General features: G+C 40.1%; 13 protein-coding genes. 10 read left to right on the forward strand and 3 right to left on the reverse strand.

Annotation, left to right across the window (positions count from 1 at the left end; all coding sequences use genetic code 11):
* Positions 1-13: 13 nt before the first annotated feature.
* From EG339_RS15075 to EG339_RS15090, 4 genes are read left to right on the forward strand one after another with little or no spacing between them, the layout of a single operon-like run.
* The gene (locus EG339_RS15075) at positions 14-724 is read left to right on the forward strand and encodes an L-ribulose-5-phosphate 4-epimerase (RefSeq protein WP_002978734.1); all 711 of its coding nucleotides are present in this window, start codon (positions 14-16) and stop codon (positions 722-724) included.
* A gap of 39 nt (positions 725-763) precedes the next feature.
* On the forward strand, positions 764-2,260 hold the full coding sequence (araA, locus tag EG339_RS15080) for an L-arabinose isomerase (RefSeq protein WP_123870796.1): 1,497 nt from the start codon (positions 764-766) through the stop codon (positions 2,258-2,260).
* A 27-nt stretch (positions 2,261-2,287) separates the two neighbouring features.
* Positions 2,288-3,445, forward strand: coding sequence for an aldose epimerase family protein (locus EG339_RS15085; RefSeq protein WP_123870797.1), 1,158 nt, complete (start codon positions 2,288-2,290; stop codon positions 3,443-3,445).
* A gap of 3 nt (positions 3,446-3,448) precedes the next feature.
* A complete protein-coding gene (locus EG339_RS15090) occupies positions 3,449-5,176 on the forward strand; it encodes a sodium:solute symporter family transporter (RefSeq protein WP_123870798.1) in 1,728 nt (575 codons plus the stop codon).
* Positions 5,177-5,327: 151 nt separating this feature from the next.
* Here EG339_RS15090 and EG339_RS15095 read toward each other — a convergent pair whose 3' ends face one another.
* Both EG339_RS15095 and EG339_RS15100 read right to left on the reverse strand, forming a co-directional pair.
* Positions 5,328-7,061: an RICIN domain-containing protein gene (locus EG339_RS15095; RefSeq protein WP_123870799.1), complete on the reverse strand. Its 1,734-nt coding sequence runs from the start codon at positions 7,059-7,061 to the stop codon at positions 5,328-5,330.
* A gap of 694 nt (positions 7,062-7,755) precedes the next feature.
* Positions 7,756-8,442, reverse strand: a complete 687-nt coding sequence (locus EG339_RS15100) for an NUDIX hydrolase (protein WP_123870800.1) — start codon at positions 8,440-8,442, stop codon at positions 7,756-7,758.
* Positions 8,443-8,956: 514 nt separating this feature from the next.
* On the opposite strand from EG339_RS15100, the gene EG339_RS15105 reads away from it, so the two are divergent.
* Genes EG339_RS15105 through EG339_RS15130 form a run of 6 tightly spaced genes read left to right on the forward strand, consistent with a single transcriptional unit; the run spans position 8,957 to position 18,920 of the window.
* The gene (locus EG339_RS15105) at positions 8,957-11,332 is read left to right on the forward strand and encodes a glycoside hydrolase family 127 protein (protein WP_123870801.1); all 2,376 of its coding nucleotides are present in this window, start codon (positions 8,957-8,959) and stop codon (positions 11,330-11,332) included.
* 32 nt (positions 11,333-11,364) lie between these two features.
* Complete coding sequence (locus EG339_RS15110) at positions 11,365-13,269, forward strand: sialate O-acetylesterase (protein ID WP_123870802.1); 1,905 nt, start codon at positions 11,365-11,367, stop codon at positions 13,267-13,269.
* 28 nt (positions 13,270-13,297) lie between these two features.
* Positions 13,298-14,743: an MFS transporter gene (locus EG339_RS15115; RefSeq protein WP_123870803.1), complete on the forward strand. Its 1,446-nt coding sequence runs from the start codon at positions 13,298-13,300 to the stop codon at positions 14,741-14,743.
* Positions 14,744-14,753: 10 nt separating this feature from the next.
* The gene (locus EG339_RS15120; protein WP_123870804.1) at positions 14,754-15,863 is read left to right on the forward strand and encodes an endo-1,4-beta-xylanase; all 1,110 of its coding nucleotides are present in this window, start codon (positions 14,754-14,756) and stop codon (positions 15,861-15,863) included.
* Positions 15,864-15,884: 21 nt separating this feature from the next.
* Positions 15,885-16,859, forward strand: coding sequence for a glycoside hydrolase family 43 protein (locus EG339_RS15125; RefSeq protein ID WP_123870805.1), 975 nt, complete (start codon positions 15,885-15,887; stop codon positions 16,857-16,859).
* Between the two features lie 27 nt (positions 16,860-16,886).
* Positions 16,887-18,920 carry an alpha-glucuronidase gene (locus tag EG339_RS15130; protein ID WP_123870806.1) on the forward strand — a complete coding sequence of 678 codons (2,034 nt, stop codon included), beginning with the start codon at positions 16,887-16,889 and terminating at the stop codon, positions 18,918-18,920.
* A gap of 124 nt (positions 18,921-19,044) precedes the next feature.
* On the opposite strand, the gene EG339_RS15135 is transcribed toward EG339_RS15130, so the two are convergent.
* Positions 19,045-19,641 (reverse strand): hypothetical protein, encoded by a 597-nt coding sequence (locus tag EG339_RS15135; RefSeq protein WP_123870807.1) that lies wholly within the window; start codon positions 19,639-19,641, stop codon positions 19,045-19,047.
* Positions 19,642-19,684: the final 43 nt, after the last annotated feature.

Consider the following 19,684-nt stretch of genomic DNA (forward strand, 5'->3'; position numbering starts at 1 on the left):
AATGATACTCAAAATGAATACCTATAAAGAACTCCAAAGAGAATGTTATGAAGCGAATATGCAGCTGGATGCCCTGAAGCTGGTGGTCTATACTTTCGGAAATGTAAGTGCTGTAGATCGTGATAAAGGCATTTTTGCCATTAAACCAAGCGGTGTTCCCTATGACATTTTAAAGCCGGAAGATATGGTGATTCTGGATTTTGACGCCAATGTCATTGAAGGCAGACTCAGACCTTCTTCCGATACCAAGACCCATGCTTATCTGTATAAAAACTGGGAAAACATCGGTGGAATTTCCCACACTCATGCGATCTATTCCGTGGCGTGGGCACAGGCACAAATGGATATTCCTGTTTTCGGGACCACCCATGCAGACCATTTAACAACAGATATTCCCTGCGCTCCACCTATGCGGGATGAACTGATTGAAGGAAACTATGAATACAATACAGGAATACAGATTCTGGAATGCTTTAAAGAAAAACAGCTCTCTCCGGAAGAAGTAGAAATGGTTCTGATCGGGAATCACGGTCCGTTTACCTGGGGTAAAAATGCAGAGAAGGCTGTTTACAACAGCAAAGTGCTGGAAACCATTGCGGAAATGGCTTATCTCACCAGACAGATCAATCCTGATGCGGAACGTCTGAAAGACTCACTTATCAAAAAGCATTATGAACGTAAGCATGGCAAGAACGCCTACTACGGACAGGAATTTAAACACTAAACACTTCAACATAAACAACTATTAACGATCAACAAAATTATGTTAACACCTCTCAATACCAAAGAAGTCTGGTTCATCACAGGAAGTCAGCATTTATACGGACCTGAAACACTTGCCCAGGTGGCAGATCACTCAAAGAAAATTGTGGCAGAACTTGAAAAATCTTCTTTCATTCCGGTAAAAATCATTGTAAAGCCAACGGTAAAAACTACCGAAGAAATATTTGAAACCATTGCAGCAGCCAATCATGCAGAAAACTGCATAGGAGTAATTACTTGGATGCATACCTTTTCACCCGCCAAAATGTGGATCAGAGGACTAAAAATTTTACAGAAACCTCTTCTGCATCTGCATACCCAATTCAACAGAGATATTCCGTGGTCTACCATGGATATGGATTTTATGAATCTTAACCAGGCAGCTCACGGAGACCGTGAATTCGGTTTCATGGTAAGCAGACTCCGAAAAAACAGAAAAGTAGTGGTAGGACACTGGTCAGAAGAAAGAGTTCAGAAGCAGATTGGTGACTGGAGCCGTGTTGCTGCAGGTTGGGACGACTGGCAGGGAGCTAAATTTGCTCGTTTCGGAGATAATATGAGATTTGTAGCCGTTACGGATGGAGATAAGGTGGAAGCTGAAACCCAGTTCGGCTTTTCAGTCAATACCTGGGGAATCGGTGATCTTGTAGGCGTTATCAATTCTGTAAGCGAAGGAGAAATAAAAAGCCTCATGGAAGAATATGAATCTTCTTATCACATGGCAGCTTCCCTTTTGGAAGGAGGGGCCAACAGAAGTTCGCTGCACACCGCCGCAAAAATTGAATTAGGACTTGAAAAATTTTTAAAAGATGGAGGATTTAAAGGATTTTCCGATACCTTTGAAGACCTTCACGGGCTGGAGCAGCTGCCGGGAATTGCCGTACAGCGACTGATGCAGAAAGGATACGGATTTGCAGGCGAAGGAGATTGGAAAACAGCAGCACTCGTACGTGCCATGAAAACAATGGGGCAGGGCCTTGAAGGAGGAAATGCCTTTATGGAAGATTATACCTATCATTTAGATCCTTCCAATCCTTCCATTTTGGGATCCCACATGCTGGAAGTAGACCCGGTTCTGGCAGCCAGAAAACCTTCATGTGAGATTCATCCGCTGGGAATCGGAGGAAAAGCAGATCCGGTGCGTCTTGTTTTTAACTCCAGAGGAAATATTGATTCTCTGAATGCTGCCCTAATGGACTTTGGAAACCATTTCAGACTGCTGATCAACAAAACCAGAGCATTGGAAATTACAGAAGAGCTGCCAAAACTTCCGGTAGCAAGAGTTTTATGGAAACCTCTTCCTGATTTATATACGGCCGCAGAAGCCTGGATACTGGCAGGAGGGGCACACCACACATGTTACAGTGAAAATATTTCAGCAGAGCAGCTGGAAGATTTTGCTGAGATAGCAGGAATTGAATCATTAGTCATTGATGAAGATACCAGAATGCGTGACTTTAAAAATACACTTCGTTGGAATGAAATGTATTATCGTTAATTAATTTTAAAAAATATGTAAATAATTATGAAAAAAGCAACACATAATGGCATTTTTATTTTATTATTTTTAATTATTTTCGGCTGTAAAAAAGAAAATAATAAACAGGATATTTCAGGAAAAATGGAGAATGTGCATACTTCAGACTATGGAGTGACGCCAAAAGGCGATTCTATTAAAAAATACACGCTGACCAATAAAAACGGGATGAAAGTTGAGGTCATCAACTTCGGGGGAATTATCACTTCTTTAACCGCTCCGGACAGAAACGGGAAATACGAAGATGTAGTGCTTGGCTTTACCAAATCCGAAGGATATTTCGATGGCAACCCTTATTATTTTGGGGCATTGATCGGAAGATATGGCAATAGAATTGCCAACGCTCAATTCACACTGGAAGGTAAAACATACGAAATCAATAAAAATGATGGTCCCAACAGCCTTCACGGAGGAAAAGAAGGATTTCATACCAGATTCTGGAATATTGAAGCAGTAAAAGATGCAAAATTTCCTACATTGAAATTGTCCTACACCAGTGCAGACGGTGAAGAAGGATACCCGGGAAAACTGACAACAACTGTTTTCTACACCCTTACAGACGACAATGCTTTGGAAATCTCCTATGAAGCAGAAACCGATAAGCCTACAGTGGTAAATCTTACCCAGCATTCTTATTTTAACCTTTCAGGGAATTTCACTAAAACAATTACCGATCATGAACTGCAGATCAATGCAGATCATTTTCTTCCCGTGAATGAAACTTTGATTCCTACAGGTGAACAGAAAGCAGTAAAAGGAACCCCTTTTGATTTCACAGTTTCAAAAGCCATCGGAAAAGATATCAGTGCAGAAGATGATCAGCTGAAAAAAGGAAAAGGGTATGACCACAACTGGATCCTGAATGGGAAAGGTATGAGAAGTATCGCTAAGGTATATCACCAGGGAACAGGAAGACTGATGGAAGTCTTCACGGATGAACCCGGTGTTCAGTTTTATTCTGGAAATTTTCTTGACGGAAAGTTTGATACCAAAACCGGAGGTAAAAATGAATTCAGAACAGGATTCTGCTTAGAGACACAGCATTTCCCGGATTCACCAAACCAGCCTTCTTTTCCTTCCACAGAACTGAAGCCCGGACAGAAATACCACTCGACAACCATCTATAAATTCTCCGTTAAAAACTAAACTATGGGAAAATTAGCAACTATTGATATTATCATATTTCTGATCTATTTCGTAGTGGTAGCTTCCTACGGACTATGGATCTATAAAAAGAAAAAATCTGAATCCACAGGAAGTAAGGACTATTTCCTTGCGGAAGGATCTTTGACCTGGTGGGCAATTGGAGCCAGCTTAATTGCTTCCAATATTTCTGCTGAACAGTTTATCGGAATGAGTGGTGAAGGTTTCTTTGTCGGAATCGCTGTTGCCGCTTACGAATGGATCGCTGCTCTTGCGTTGATCATTATTGCGGTCTGGTTTATTCCAATCTATCTTAAAAATAAGATCTATACCATGCCCCAGTTTCTGGAAAGAAGGTATAACAAATCTGTTTCACTCATCATGGCCGTATTCTGGCTGTTTCTGTATGTTATCGTGAATCTTACTTCCATTCTTTACCTTGGGGCTCTTGCCATCGATACTTTACTGGGAGGAGAACATCTTCACGGCATTATGATCGGTCTTTTGCTTATGGCTCTTCTGATCGGTCTTGGAGGGATGAAAGTGATAGGATATACAGACGTTATCCAGGTGGCTGTCCTTATTATCGGCGGTTTTGCAACGGTGTATATGGCGTTGCAGATTGTGGACCAGAGAATCAATGGAGCGGCTGTAGGAAATGCGCTGGCAGGATTCAATACCCTGATCAATGAGGCTCCGCAACACTTTAAGCTGATTCTTCAAAAACCAACAACTACCACAACTACGTTGGCAATGCCTCAAAACCTTGATGTACAGAAGTATGTGGTGCTACCGGGTCTGGCCATGTATTTTGCCGGTCAATGGATTGTTAACCTGAACTATTGGGGCTGTAATCAGTACATCACCCAGAGAGCTTTAGGGGCAGATTTGAAGACAGCAAGAACAGGAATTTTATTTGCAGGATTTCTGAAGCTATTCATGCCTGTGATCGTAATGCTTCCGGGAATCGCGGCTTACGTTTTATATTCAAAAGGACACCTTCCTGGATTCAACGGGGTGAAAGATGGAGCATACTCTGCAATATTGGGATTCTTACCAGTAGGATTGAAGGGATTGGCAATTGCAGCGTTAACGGCAGCAATTGTGGCCTCACTGGCAGGGAAAGTGAACAGTATCTCAACCATTTTTACCCTCGATATCTATAAAAAATACCTTAAAACAGACGCCACCGAAATTCAGATGGTGAGAACAGGCCGCTGGGTTATCATTATCGCAATGATGGCAGCATTGGCCTTTACCTGGACAGACGTTCTGGGAATTGGTGGTGAAGGAGGCTTCACATTTATCCAGAAATACACAGGATTTATCAGTCCGGGAGTTTTTGCCATGTTCCTTCTGGGAATGTTCTGGAAAAGAACGACAGGTACAGCGGCTTTGGTAGGAGTAATTTTAGGTTTTGTTCTGGCGATCTTCTTCAACAGTTTTGCCGTAGAAATTTTCGGAAAAGAAACCTGGATGTATACAGCTTTCACTTATGAAAAACTGGAGAACGGAGTAGTGCATACCATTACCGAAATTCCTTTCCTGATCAATATGGGATGGTCATTCTTTATCACGATAATCGCCATGATCCTGATCAGTCTTGCAGGTCCGAAGGTAAATCCTAAAGCTTTTGCCATTGATGTAACGATGTTTAAAGTGGACAACAGAACTTTAGTTTTGATCGTGATGACACTGCTTTTACTGACTGCCTTGTATGTAAGGTTCTGGTAAAAGTGAATAGTCAATAGTGAATTTGTTTTCACTTGTCAATTTTTAAAAATTCACCATTGACTGCGAAGCAAAATTGACTTTTCACCTATAATAATAAAAAAACAGGATGCTGAAAAAGCATCCTGTTTTTTATTAGTATCTTCTAATACGTCTAGTTCATCCCAATATATTTGAATTTAAACAATTGACATGACGTACCATAATAATCCCAAAGGTGTAAATTAGAATTACCATCCATGGTACAGTTGGGAATATCCCAGCCACGTGTAGGGTCCACTTTTGACAGAATTTTGTAATAACCATTAGACGCAGCCACTACCTGCCAGCTCTGTGCGTCGTTACTATAGCTTTGCCAAAGCCGGATTGCGGTTCCCAGTGCATTGCTGTTACTGGCTAAATCAATACAGCGGTTGGATGCACTCGCTTTGGATACAAAACGCCAGTAGCCATTGCCAGCGTCAATAGCAACCCAGCGCTGTGCAGCAGCACCATTCCTCGTCCATGGTCTTAACACCGCACCGTTGGCATCCTCTCCGGATTTCAGATCAAGTACTTTATTGACATCGGTCTGAAACTCAATTTCGTAAATGCCATTATTAACCAGGCTACTGGTTGTATTACAGTTAGAAACAGGATAATTGGAGGATGCATATTGCTGAAACCACTGTTTAACTGGGGCGGCGCAGGCTTCCCAATCATTGTTGTAGGCTGTTCCTGCATTAGGATCGCCCTTATGGAGGAGGTTATCCGGAGCAAGAACATTCCAGCTTACATTACCGGCCTGATCCACAATATATTTTAAATTGGCGCCAAATCCGTTTCCGCCTGCCGTACCTGTTGTACCGATGCCGAAGGTACCATATCCCTGCGGTGCCCAGTCAGTCTCAGTAATGGCGATCGGAGCAATATCTGCAACCGGCTTAACATTGATATTCCATGCATTCTGAAAGGATTGATAATTATTGACACCGCCCCAATACCCTGGATAGATGTGAACAGCATAACCAATATTCCCCCCTGTAATCTGGTTATTGACATAACCTTGGTAATGCGATTGCCAGCCCGTACCCGGCACCCAGCAAACATTATTGGCCCCGTTGTTACGGATGATATTAACCAGTGGCTGGAAGAAATTTTTAAGCGCTGCAAAATGCTCGTTCCCGGTTGTTCCCCATGTACCGTTTGTCCCAAGAATCTCGACAGGTTCATTGGCTAGTTCAAACATTACGTTATCAGCATTCTTTAGTCCGGGGTGTTGAGAAAGAAACGTCCATACCCTCTTGAGGTAGCTATGGTATGCATCATTCACTGCAATACGGCTTGGGCATACACCAGGAGGACGCAGGATTACATACATGCCGCGGCTTCGTGCATGGTTAATTAAAGGGATAATAACCTGATCAGTATAGGTAACCAGACGGTTATAATTGAATCTTGAGATATCGTTCTCGGGAATAGCCGGACCGGGATCATTCGTCCAATATGGATCAATGTGAAGACGAATGTAATTGAGATACCAGCCATCGGCGGAGCTGCTGAGCTTGTCCATGACAGATTTGTTATAGTTCAGAGCTCCCTGTACATTGTAATTGTCCCAGGTACAGTATCCTGAACTGGAGCCATACTGGCAGCCATTGAACCATGGGCTGGGTGTTATGGCAACCCCATGTAAGACAACATTGTTACCACAGGGATCTTTGAGAAATTTACCACCGACATGCAGGGGAGGTGTTGTTGCCAATGCCAATGCATCTGCTGAGGTAGCAGCATTGGATCCCAGGCTCCTTTCGGATTCTTCCAGTAAAGTTTTTTCCTCTATCCGGGAGCAGTTGAAAAGAATGGTTAGCAGAAAGGCTAAAAGTAGCCACATTTTGTTTGTTTTCATAATTGATATATTTAAAGGGTTTGGTTTTGTTTTTTAGCCATTAATATCTCGGTTCTCTAACCTGTGCAAGAGTATTGTGCAGATAAATGAAGCTTCTTAATCTTTATTGATGCTGGATTTGAATAGAATTGCTGTTATATTTTCTGTTAAACCACCTGACATGCTCGTTTCCCGGTTTCTTAACTAATTCTTCAACACTTGTTTCGGGTAGAACAATGGAACCATTTGTATTCAGTTTCCGATTTGAAAATTTTTTCTTCTCTTTTTCTGGGTTCCTATGTATATAGGCGTGGGTTTATGAAAACTTACAATATTGTTAAATATGGTTATTAGTTTTGTATAAAAATACATATAATATTAAATATAAATCAATATTTTATTAAAAATTAACAAAAAATTACATATCATAAATGAGATTGTACGTTATATAATTATAATGCTTTTTGTGGTAGGGGAAAAAGAGAAACCTTATCATAAAATTTTTTTACGATGATCATGAAAAAAGACGGAATGGCTGTTTGGATTGCCCGGAATTTTCCCCATAAGCACAAAAAAAAATCTCACGGAAGCGAGATTTTTATACTATTATTTTAAAGTAACGGAGTAGGTGAAGAGACTGTAAAATGGGCTGGGTTTTTGGTTTTATTTTTTCAATTTTAAAATATAATTTTTCTGAAAAAACAGATTTTAGGAACTAAATCTTAAACATGAATCCCTGCGAGATCTTTTTGTTATATTTTTTTTCATCAAACCGGTAGAGGAAAGATCCCTTTCTGGATGAAGTCATGTCTTTTTTATTGGTATTGACGAGGATATCCATACTGTTGATCTTGCTGGTAAAATTCCGTTTGTCAAATTTTTCGTCAAAAATTGCTTCATAAAGATTCTGAAGATCCTTCATCGTGAACTTTTCAGGAAGAAGCTCAAAACCTATAGGACCTGTGGAAGCCCTTCTTCTCAGTCTGGCTACAGCATCCTTTACCATTTCATTATGATCGAAAATAAGGTCAGGCGCTTTCTGCAGTTCAACCCATTTTGCACTGTACTGCTCATTGATCTGAATATTTTTCTCAATATTAATCAGTGCATAATAGGAAATTGACATGATTCTGGCTGTTGGCTCACGTTTTATTTCTGTATAACATTTCAATTGCTCAAGATAAATGTTTTCAAGTCCTGTCAGAGTATGTAAGACTCTGTTGGCCGCTTCATCAGAAGTCTCGTCACTGCCAATGAAACCACCCATGAGTGACCATTCACCCATCTGAGGTTCAAAGTTTCTTTTTACCAAAAGGATTTTAAGATTTTCGCCATCAAAACCGAAAATAATACAGTCAACGGCAACAAGGTGTTTGGGATATTGGGAGTAATCCTCAGTCATCTTTTATATTTTACTACAAAGGTAAAGCTTTTATGGATACAATATTATATAAATGTGATTCATACACTTTTTAATATGAATGATTTATTTCATTAAAATTATTTCTAAAGGATATTTTGGGAGGTAAAAAGGTCATGAAAATCAAAAAATGTAGCTGAAATGAGGTTAATCAAACATGAATTGAATGTTAAAATTGTGTTAAAATCAAAATTGATATTAATAATAGTTAAAAAAATGGACTTAGCGTTAAAAATACGATAAGGTATTTGCTGTATTGTTGAAGTTTTTATCAAAATACATCCTAAATTCATTTTTACAGGGAATTGTATGATTTTGCAGCTTTGTCTTTATGTAATTTTAATATCTTATTTTTTATGATAAGGTAAAGTGTTTTTTGCTATTTTTAAGGGCTTCGGAAAGTTTTTTAATGAAAAAATAACTGAATCATACCTTGGAAATGTTTCGTATATAAATTCTTTCTGTTATTTTAGAAATGTTGAATTAACATTTATCCATGACTCCAAAACTTTCAGTAATTTTATTATGTTTTGCTTCATTTACCTCGGCCCAGGTGAATAAGAAAATCCATTATTTTCCTTTGAAAACTGTAAAATTATCAGAGAGCGTTTTCAGCAAAGCTATGAAGACAGACTATAAGTACCTGATGGCTTTGGAACCGGATAGATTACTGGCTCCTTATCTTAAAGAAGCCGGATTGAAACCCAAAGCAAATAATTATCCCAATTGGGAAAGTACAGGGCTGGACGGCCACATAGGAGGACATTACATTTCAGCATTATCCCTGATGTATGCTTCTACAGGAGATCCTGCAATACAACAGAGAATTGATTATATGATCAGTGAACTGGCACGCTGTCAGAATACCTCTCCGGACGGATACATTTCAGGAATTCCCGACGGAAAAAAAATCTGGAAAGAAATTAAACAGGGAAACATTCGGGCTTCAGGCTTCGGTTTGAATGACCGGTGGGTACCTTTATATAATATTCATAAGCTGTACTCAGGATTACGCGATGCCTATTGGTATGCCAAAAATGAAAAAGCAAAAGCAATGCTTATCAGGCTTACGGATTGGATGATGAATGAAGTATCAGGCCTTTCCGATGAGCAGATACAGGATATGCTGCGCAGTGAACATGGAGGGCTCAACGAGGTCTTTGCAGATGTTTACGATATCACTCATGACCGGAAATATCTGAAACTGGCTCACCGCTTTTCCCATCAGACAATTCTGACTCCTCTTTTATCAGGAGAAGATAAGCTTACAGGACTTCATGCCAATACACAGATTCCAAAAGTAATCGGGTACAAGCGTATTGCCGATCTTGAAAACAATACGTCCTGGAGTAATGCCGCTGATTTTTTCTGGCATAACGTTACAGAGAAAAGATCTTCAGTTATTGGAGGTAACAGTGTCAGTGAGCATTTTAACCCTGTCAATGATTTCAGCAGCATGATAAAAAGTATTGAAGGTCCAGAAACCTGCAATACCTATAATATGCTGAAGCTGACCAAAGAGCTTTATGCAACGCAGCCTGAATCTTACTATATCGATTATTACGAAAAAGCATTATACAATCATATCCTTTCCACAGAAAATCATGATCATGGAGGTTTCGTATACTTTACCCCGATGCGTCCCGGGCACTATCGTGTGTATTCACAGCCTCAGACCAGTTTCTGGTGCTGTGTAGGATCCGGAATGGAAAACCATGCCAAATATGGGGAAATGATTTATGCAAAGTCGGATAAGGATTTATATGTGAATCTGTTTATCCCTTCCACACTGACATGGAAAGAGCAAAAAGTAGTGATCCGTCAGGTCAATAACTTCCCGGAAGTTCCTGAAACAACATTGATCTTTGATGCTGCAGGGAAGTCAGAATTTGATGTAAAATTAAGATGCCCGGAATGGACGACATCTTCAGAAGTACAAATTCTGATCAACGGAAAAAAGGAAAAAGTACAGCGTGGTACTGACGGCTATTTTACCCTGACTAAAAAATGGAAAAAAGGAGATGTTGTAAAAATGATTTTACCGATGCATCTATCTGCAGAACAGCTGCCTGACCATTCCAATTATTATGCATTTAAATACGGGCCTGTAGCGCTTGCCGCAACATACGGAACCGAAAACCAACAGGGACTTCTTGCTGACGATAGCAGAGGCGGCCATATTGCTCATGGTCCGCAGATCCCTTTAAATGAAATTCCCGTTATCCTCGGAAATTCTTCAGATGTTGTCAGTCATGTTGCGCCTTCGAGCAATAAACCGCTCAACTTTACCGTTACAGGGCTTTATCCGGCTGAAAAATTCGGAAAAGGACTAAGTCTTGTTCCGTTTTACAGTATTCAGGCAGAAAGATATATTCTGTACTGGCCACAAGCTGACAAAAACGGAATAGAAAATACATTGAAGCAAAGAGCAAAAGAAGAAGCAGAAACCAGAAAACTGGATATGATCACGGTAGATAAGATCCAGCTGGGCGAACAGCAGCCGGAATCCGATCATTTTATAGAAAGCAAAGATTCCGGTACAGGATATATGGAAGACCGCCATTTCCGTGATGCCAAAGGCTGGTTCAGTTACCAGATGAAAAATAACGGAAAAAATGCTTCATACCTTTATCTGCTTTATTTTGATGCCAATAACAACCGTACATTGAATATTGAGATCAACGGTAAAAAAATTATTGCTCAAAACCTGGAAGGAAAGTCCGGAGCTTCACCTCAATATCTGGTCATTCCGATACCGGATTCAGAAAAGAACAAAGAAACTCTTACGGTGAAATTTCTGGCAGAAGAAAAATTGATGACCGCTAAAGTCATTGAATTGCGGTTACTGACAGATAATTACGAAAAGAAATAAAGCTGAACCAATTTTAAAAACAGATTTTTCCCATGAAAAACAGAATCCTATACGTATTATTTTTTCTTGCAGCCATTTGCAGTTTTGATGCAAAAGTAAGGCTGCCTGCTTTGGTTTCAGATGGAATGATTCTTCAGAGAAATCAGGATCTGAAGATCTGGGGATATGCAGATGCAGGAGAAAAAATTACGGTTAAATTTATCAATAAAGCGTTTCATACAACAGCGGACCAAAATGGAAACTGGTCTCTTATGCTTCCAAAGTTTAATGCCGGAGGTCCATATACTATGATGATTAATGAGATCACCCTTAAAGATATTCTTATTGGTGATGTGTGGGTAGCTTCAGGACAATCCAATATGGAACTTCCGATGCGGAGGCTCACACCTCTTTATGAAAATGAAATTAAAAACGCGAATAATCAGAATATAAGATTCTTCACGGTTCCGCAGAAATACAATTTTAAAGCTCCGCAAAATGATCTTGACGGAGGAAAATGGGAAAGTACCAATCCTCAGACTATTCTTGATTTTTCAGGAGTCGCTTATTTCTTTGCCAAAGAGCTGAGTGAAAAAAATAAAGTGCCTGTAGGAATCATTCATACCAGTCTGGGAGGCTCTCCGGTTCAGGCCTGGATGGATGAAAAATCCCTGAAAAAATACCCGGAATATCTTGCTGAAGCAGAAAAATGGAAAAATGATGGCCTGATACAATCTACCGAATCCCAGGAAAGATCATTAAGCAAAGCATGGTATGCGGAGCTGGATCAGAGTGATATTGGGTTCAATCAGCACTGGGAAAAAGATAACGCCAATGATTCCGGATGGAAGACCATGATGGTTCCGGGATCATGGGAAGATCAGGAAGGTTCGTTTGACGGTTCGGTATGGTTCCGTAAAGAAATTATCCTGCCAAAAGGAGTGGATCAGAAAACAGCATTTCTCAATCTGGGAAGAATAAAAGATGCTGATATTACCTACATCAATGGAGTAAAAGTAGGAAATGTAACCTACGAATATCCGCCGAGATGGTATGATATTCCGAAGGGTGTTTTAAAAGAAGGAAAGAATATCATTACGGTAAGGGTCATCAACGGCAGCGGAAAAGGACAGTTTATTGCTGATAAACCGTATTATCTGGAAATCGACGGACAAAAAACAGACCTTAAAGGCGAGTGGAAATATAAGATAGGAGCAAAAATGGAAAAAATGGCTCCCGGACAAACATTTATCCGCTGGAAACCGGTAGGACTTTACAATGCGATGATTAACCCGCTGATCAATTATAAAGTCAAAGGATTTATCTGGTACCAGGGTGAAAGCAATACAGGAAAACCAAAAGAATATGGAGATTTATTGTCAACAATGATCTCCGACTGGCGCTCAAAATGGAATAAGAATGATCTGCCGTTCTTCATTGTACAGCTGGCCAATTTTATGGAGAAAAAGGATGAGCCACTGGAAAGCAACTGGGCTGAGCTGAGAGAACAGCAAAGGCAGGTCTCTCTTAATGTTCCTTATTCAGGACTTGCGGTAACGATTGATGTGGGAGAATGGAATGACATCCATCCGCTCAATAAAAAAGCAGTAGGTGACAGACTTGCTTTACAGGCCCTGAAAATCGGGGAAGGCAAAAAAATCATAGCTGACGGACCCGTTTATCAGTCGATGAAAACAGAAGGAAATACCATTATCATATCCTTTAAACCCGGTACAGATGATCTGGTACAGGGAAGCCTTACAGGTTTTGCCATACAGCAGAAAGACGGCAGCTATCAGTGGGCAAAAGCAGAAGCGAAAGGAAATAAAGTGATAGTATGGAACGATCAGGTCACAAACCCTGTCAATGTACGCTACGACTGGGCAGACAACCCGGACGGCAATCTTAAAAATAAAAGCGGACTTCCTGCTTCATCTTTTACAACAGAAAAAAATTAATTTAACATAGAAAACCTTATTAAAATCAATGGATAATCAGCCACAAAAAATATCGGTAGTAGAAAAAGTAGGGTATAGCTTGGGAGATTTGGCGGCCAACCTTGTTTTTCAGACCTTAGTGACCTACCTGACCTATTTTTATACGGATATTTACGGACTCAAAGCAGAAGATGCCTCTGTCATCACCCTTACCGTAGGTTTAATTGCCGGGTTTGGTTTTAATCCGCTTATCGGAGCGCTGGCAGACCGTACAAGTTCACGATGGGGAAAATTCCGTCCATGGATTTTATTTACCGCCGTACCACTTGGTATTGCAGCACTTTTAGCCTTCAGCACACCTCACTTTTCTTACCAGGGTAAAATGATTTATGCTGCAGTTACCTATTCATTATTATTGCTATTATATGCTTCCAATAATTTACCATATGCTGCATTGAGCGGTGTTATCACGGGAGATATGGGGGAAAGAAACAGTATTTCTTCGTACCGTTTTGTTGCCGTGATGTTTGCACAGTTTTTTGTACAGGTATTCATGCTTCCTATCATTTTATATGTAGGACACGGAGACAAAGCACAGGGAATCGAGACCGTTATGACATGGCTGGCTGTGATCGGATCCGTAATGTTACTGATTACCTTTTTTACCACCAAAGAAAGAATCATTCCCAAGCCGGAGCAGAAATCAAGTCTGAAAGAAGATTTAAAAGATTTATTCCAGAACAGGCCATGGATCATTATGCTTACCGTGACAGCATTTATATTTATCACGCTGGCCATGAAAGGAGGATCTTATGTATATTATTTTAACAACTATGTGGATGAGAATGCCCTGAAGAACTTTATTTCACCCATTACAGCATTCTTTAATTCTGCCGGTATGAATTTCTTCGGGGAAGATCCAAAGTCTGCAGGATTCGGATTGTTTAATGCAGGAGGAATTGTAATGATGATTGTAGGAATTACTTTCTCTAAAAAACTCGCAGACCGGTTTGGAAAAAGGGATACTTTTATCGCCTCATTATTTATTTCTACATTGTTTATCCTGTTCTTTATATTTTATCCTCCGAAAGCAGTGGGAATTATGTTCCTGTCACAGATTTTACACGGATTCTTTTACGGGATCAGCACTCCGCTTTTGTGGGCTATGATTGCTGATGTGGCCGATTATTCGGAATGGAAGAACAACCGCAGGGCAACGGCTATTATTTTCTCTGCCATGATGGTAGGATTGAAAGTGGGTCTCAGCATCGGAAGCTCTCTGGTAGCTTTGATCATTGGAAAATACGGATACATTTCAGTACACGGGAGCGAACAGGTTATTCAGCCTGAAACAGTGGCGGCAGGCGCCAAAATGCTTGTGAGTATTTTCCCGTCCATACCGTTTTTCATTGCGTGCGGGCTGCTTTTATTCTACAAAATCAATAAAGAAATGGAAGTTCAGATTGAAAAAGATCTGGCTGAAAGAAGAAAATAAAACAATTACTATGAAACGTATTTTAATTGGTTTGGCGGCTCTTACCGCTTCCGGGCTGTCGGCACAGAAGTCTGATGGTACTTTAAAAAAAGCATTTCAAGATAAATTTTACATAGGAACTGCCATGAGCCTTCCCCAGATTGACGGGACAGATCAGAAAGCCGCAGCGATTATCAAAAAACAATTCAGCTCTGTTGTTGCTGAAAACTGTATGAAATCTATGTTCCTGCAGCCTCAGGAAGGAAAGTTTTTCTTTGATGACGCCGATAAATTTGTTGATTTCGGGATGAAAAACAATATGTTCATTATCGGACATACGCTAATCTGGCATTCCCAGCTTCCAAAATGGTTTTTTACAGATAAAAATGGAAAAGATGTTTCTCCGGAAGTATTGAAACAGCGCATGAAAAACCACATTACAACCGTAGTTTCCCGCTACAAAGGAAAAGTAAAAGGATGGGATGTGGTCAATGAGGCCATTCTTGAAGACGGAACTTACAGAAAAAGTAAATTTTACGAAATCCTGGGTGAAGATTTTATTCCTTTGGCATTTCAGTATGCACAGGAAGCCGATCCCAATGCAGAATTATATTACAACGATTATAATGAATGGTATCCTGAAAAGGTAAAAACAGTCATTGCAATGGTTGAAAAACTTAAATCAAGAAGAATCCGTATTGATGGAGTAGGAATGCAGGCCCATGTCGGGATGGATAACCCTTCTATCGATGAATATGAGAAAGCGATTCTGGCGTATTCCAATGCCGGAGTTAAAGTTAATATTACGGAGCTGGAAATTAGCGCACTGCCTTCTCCATGGGGCAGTTCTGCCAATGTTTCAGATACCGTTGCCTATCAGAAAGAAGTGAATCCTTACACCAAAGGACTTCCCAAAGAAGTAGAAATGAAATGGGAAAACCGTTACCTCGATTTCTTTAGCTTGTTTTTAAAACATAAAGATAAAATAAGAAGGGTGACCTTATGGGGAGTTACTGATAAGCAGTCCTGGAAAAATGATTTTCCGGTAAAAGGAAGAACAGATTACCCGTTACTATTTGACAGGAAAGATCAGGAGAAACCTGTAGTACAAAAAATAATAAAATTGGCAGAGAAAAATTAAAATCAATAGAATTTTTACTTAATGAAAAAATCAAAATATTTATTTCCGGAAGATTATATGGCAGACCCTTCCGTTCACGTTTTTGAAGATAAAATCTATATCTACCCTTCTCACGACCGCGAAAGCGGAATTGAAGAAAACGATAACGGAGATCATTTTGACATGAATGATTACCATGTTTTCTCAATGGATGATGTAGACAGCGGAGAAATTAAAGACCATGGCGTAGTCCTTTCGGTAAAAGATATTCCATGGGCGGGAAGACAGCTTTGGGATTGCGATGTTGCCTTCAAAGACGGTAAATATTATATGTACTTTCCTCTTAAGGATCAGAATGATATCTTCAGAATCGGTGTTGCTGTGAGTGACAAACCTTACGGGCCTTTCATACCTGAAAAACATCCGATGATGGGAAGCTATAGCATCGATCCCTGCATTTTTGAAGATAAAGGAAAATATTATATGTATTTCGGAGGAATCTGGGGCGGACAATTGCAGCGCTACAGAGATAATAAAGCACTTGAATCTGCTGTAATTCCCGAAAATAATGAACCTGCAATCCATTCAAAGGTAGCTTTGTTAAGCGATGATATGCTTCAATTTGCGGAAGCTCCTAAAGACGTTGTCATCATTGATGAAAACGGAAAACCATTGCTTCATGGTGATAAACACCGTTTTTTTGAAGCGTCATGGATGCATCAGTACAACGGTACATATTATTTCTCTTATTCAACAGGAGACACTCACCTGATTTGCTATGCAACCGGGGATAATCCTTACGGACCGTTTACTTTTCAGGGTGAAATTCTTACTCCGGTAGTAGGTTGGACAACCCATCACAGCATCGTTGAGTTTAAAGGAAAATGGTACCTGTTTTTCCATGATTCTGTTCCGAGTGGCGGTAAAACATGGCTGAGAAGTATGAAAGTAATTGAGCTGGAATACGATCAGGAAGGTAAAATCAAGACGATTGAAGGTCTGGAAGACCAGTCATAGTCATCTTTAATAATTTAAAATTTTTCAATGCGATATCTGAGACTCAACATTCTATTTTTTCTGATATTTCCGTTACTGGTTTCTGCGGAGGACGGAAGTCAGCTTTGGCTTCGGTTTCCTGCAAAAAACGGAATATCGGCAGATAAAATTATTTCCAAAGGGAACAGTCCCACGCTGAACATTGCCAGAAAAGAGCTGAGCGGCCACTGGCAGGGACAGGTGGTGGAACTTCGTACAGAAAACAAAGAGAAAAACCTGAAAGACGGCTACAAAATTGTTTCCACGCCTGAAAAAATTGTTATTTCTGCAGGAAAAGAAATAGGATTGTTGTACGGGGTCTATCATATCTTACGATTGCAGCAGACAAAGGCAGATCTGTCTCATTTAAATACTGTTGAAAAACCATCATACGATGTAAGAGTTCTGGATCATTGGGATAATCTCGACGGAAGTATTGAAAGAGGATATGCCGGAAGATCACTTTGGAAATGGGAAGATCTGCCAGGTAAAATTTCTCCGCGCTATGAAGAATATGCAAGAGCCAATGCTTCTGTAGGAATCAATTCTGTTGTTTTGAATAATGTGAATGCATCTCCCAATATGCTTAGGGAAGACTATCTTAAAAAAGTAAGGGTTCTGGCCGATATTTTCAGGCCTTATGGCATCAAGGTATATCTTTCCGTGAATTTTTCTTCACCTAAAGTGCTGGGCGGATTACAAAATTCAGATCCATTGAATAAAGACGTACAAAAGTGGTGGAAAGATAAAGCAGCTGAAATTTACAGATTAATTCCTGATTTCGGCGGGTTTTTGGTGAAAGCCAATTCCGAAGGGCAGCCGGGTCCTCAGGATTACGGAAGAACCCATGCAGACGGAGCCAATATGATGGCCGATGCCTTGAAACCTTACAACGGGATCGTGATGTGGAGAGCCTTTGTCTACAGTCCGAGCAAAGACGACAGAGCCAAACAGGCTTATCTTGAGTTTGTTCCTTTGGACGGTAAATTCAGGGATAATGTGATTATTCAGATCAAAAATGGTCCGGTTGATTTCCAGCCGCGTGAAGCATTTAATCCTCTTTTCGGTGCCTTAAGAAAGACTTCCGAAATGGTAGAATTTCAAATCACCCAGGAATATCTGGGCTTTTCAAACCATCTCGTTTTCCTGGCTCCTTTATTCAAGGAAACACTGGATAGCGACACCTATTCTGACGGCCAGGGTTCTACGATTGCTAAAATAACAGACGGGACTTTAAGACCCGCAAAAATTTCAGCCATTTCAGCCGTTGCCAATATCGGGGAAGATACCAACTGGACCGGGCATCATTTTGCTCAAGCCAACTGGTATGCATTCGGGAGATTAGCATGGAATCATCAGCTGAGTTCAGAGCAGATTGCCGATGAATGGATTAAAATGACCTTCACAGATGACCAGAACTTCCTGAATCCGGTAAAAGAAATCATGCTTTCATCCAGAGAAACTGCTGTGGATTATATGATGCCGTTAGGGTTACACCATATTTTTGCGGGAGGACATCACTATGGACCTGAACCATGGGGTGACTATAAAGGCGGAAGACCGGACTGGTCACCTGTCTACTACCATCAGGCTGATGCCCAGGGATTGGGTTTTAACAGGACAAAAACAGGAAGTAATGCTGTTTCACAGTATTTTCCACCATTGAATGAAAGGTACGGGAATATCTCAACCTGCCCGGAAAATCTTATTCTGTGGTTTCATCATGTTCCTTGGGATTATACGATGAAAGATGGAAAATCGCTGTGGGATGAACTGTGCTATACGTATGATTCCGGGGTGAAAAAGGTAAGGGATTATCAGAAAACCTGGGATAGAATGGAACCTTATATAGATAAACAAAGGTTTGCTGATGTTCAGTCAAAGCTTAAAATTCAATCTAAGGATGCGGTATGGTGGAAAGATGCCTGCCTGCTGTATTTCCAGACTTTTTCCAAAAAACCGATTCCTTATGACATTGAACGGCCTATTCACGAACTGGAAGATCTGAAAAAAATTAAATTGAATATGGGTCACCATAATTAAAAAATGAGGCAGCTCTTTTTCCTGATTGGAAATGAGCTGCCTCAAAACAATAAACTGTAAGTAAAATTTTAATCCAAAATAATTGGAATGATCGATAGGTCAATCTATCTGTATATATTCCGTTTTATCGGAGAGAAATTATCTTATTAAAAACATTTCCGTTTTCTTCAACCTGGATGATGTATTGGTCTGCTGTTTTAGGATCAAGATCAAAAGTGATATCCACCTTGCCGTCAGCATATTTTTTATTCGAAGTATAGTATGTTGTATTGGAAAGATCATAAACTGAAATGCTTACAGGTCCTTTTACATCAGACATGTGAAGCTTGGCCATATGCCCGGAAATAGTATATTCAGGCTTATGCACAGCGCTTACAGGTGTTTTTTCCACCTCCATTACATTATCAGCATTAATTTTTATCCTGTATTTCTCTATCTTTAATTCCGATTCTGCTACCAGATAATAGATTCCCGGTGTAAAGTTTTGAAAATCATAAGTCTTCATCACATGGTTTCCATCTGCGAGATGTTCGGAAAATAGCTCGTCATGTGCAGTGTTATAGACAAAAACAGAAACACTTTTAGCATTTAAAAGCTCAAAATTCAAGGTTTTGTCTTGTACGTTTCCAAAGGAAAGGGAAAAATCTCTGTCCTTACTCATTACATTTGCTGAAAACAATAAGGCTCCTGCAAAAAATACGGCTTTTAATAATGTGCTCATGGGTTAAGGCTTTTAGGATTAATACTGCAAAGCTATGGCAGCA

The sequence above is a fragment of the Chryseobacterium bernardetii genome, from assembly GCF_003815975.1.
Taxonomy (GTDB): Bacteria; Bacteroidota; Bacteroidia; order Flavobacteriales; family Weeksellaceae; genus Chryseobacterium; species Chryseobacterium bernardetii.

Excerpts from the sequence above, each read along its gene's own strand:
- EG339_RS15075 (WP_002978734.1), top strand. The coding sequence starts at position 14 with ATGAATACCTATAAAGAACTCCAAAGAGAATGTTATGAAGCGAATATG.
- araA (WP_123870796.1), top strand. The coding sequence starts at position 764 with ATGTTAACACCTCTCAATACCAAAGAAGTCTGGTTCATCACAGGAAGT.
- EG339_RS15085 (WP_123870797.1), top strand. The coding sequence starts at position 2,288 with ATGAAAAAAGCAACACATAATGGCATTTTTATTTTATTATTTTTAATT.
- EG339_RS15090 (WP_123870798.1), top strand. The coding sequence starts at position 3,449 with ATGGGAAAATTAGCAACTATTGATATTATCATATTTCTGATCTATTTC.
- EG339_RS15095 (WP_123870799.1), bottom strand. The coding sequence starts at position 7,061 with ATGAAAACAAACAAAATGTGGCTACTTTTAGCCTTTCTGCTAACCATT.
- EG339_RS15100 (WP_123870800.1), bottom strand. The coding sequence starts at position 8,442 with ATGACTGAGGATTACTCCCAATATCCCAAACACCTTGTTGCCGTTGAC.
- EG339_RS15105 (WP_123870801.1), top strand. The coding sequence starts at position 8,957 with ATGACTCCAAAACTTTCAGTAATTTTATTATGTTTTGCTTCATTTACC.
- EG339_RS15110 (WP_123870802.1), top strand. The coding sequence starts at position 11,365 with ATGAAAAACAGAATCCTATACGTATTATTTTTTCTTGCAGCCATTTGC.
- EG339_RS15115 (WP_123870803.1), top strand. The coding sequence starts at position 13,298 with ATGGATAATCAGCCACAAAAAATATCGGTAGTAGAAAAAGTAGGGTAT.
- EG339_RS15120 (WP_123870804.1), top strand. The coding sequence starts at position 14,754 with ATGAAACGTATTTTAATTGGTTTGGCGGCTCTTACCGCTTCCGGGCTG.
- EG339_RS15125 (WP_123870805.1), top strand. The coding sequence starts at position 15,885 with ATGAAAAAATCAAAATATTTATTTCCGGAAGATTATATGGCAGACCCT.
- EG339_RS15130 (WP_123870806.1), top strand. The coding sequence starts at position 16,887 with ATGCGATATCTGAGACTCAACATTCTATTTTTTCTGATATTTCCGTTA.
- EG339_RS15135 (WP_123870807.1), bottom strand. The coding sequence starts at position 19,641 with ATGAGCACATTATTAAAAGCCGTATTTTTTGCAGGAGCCTTATTGTTT.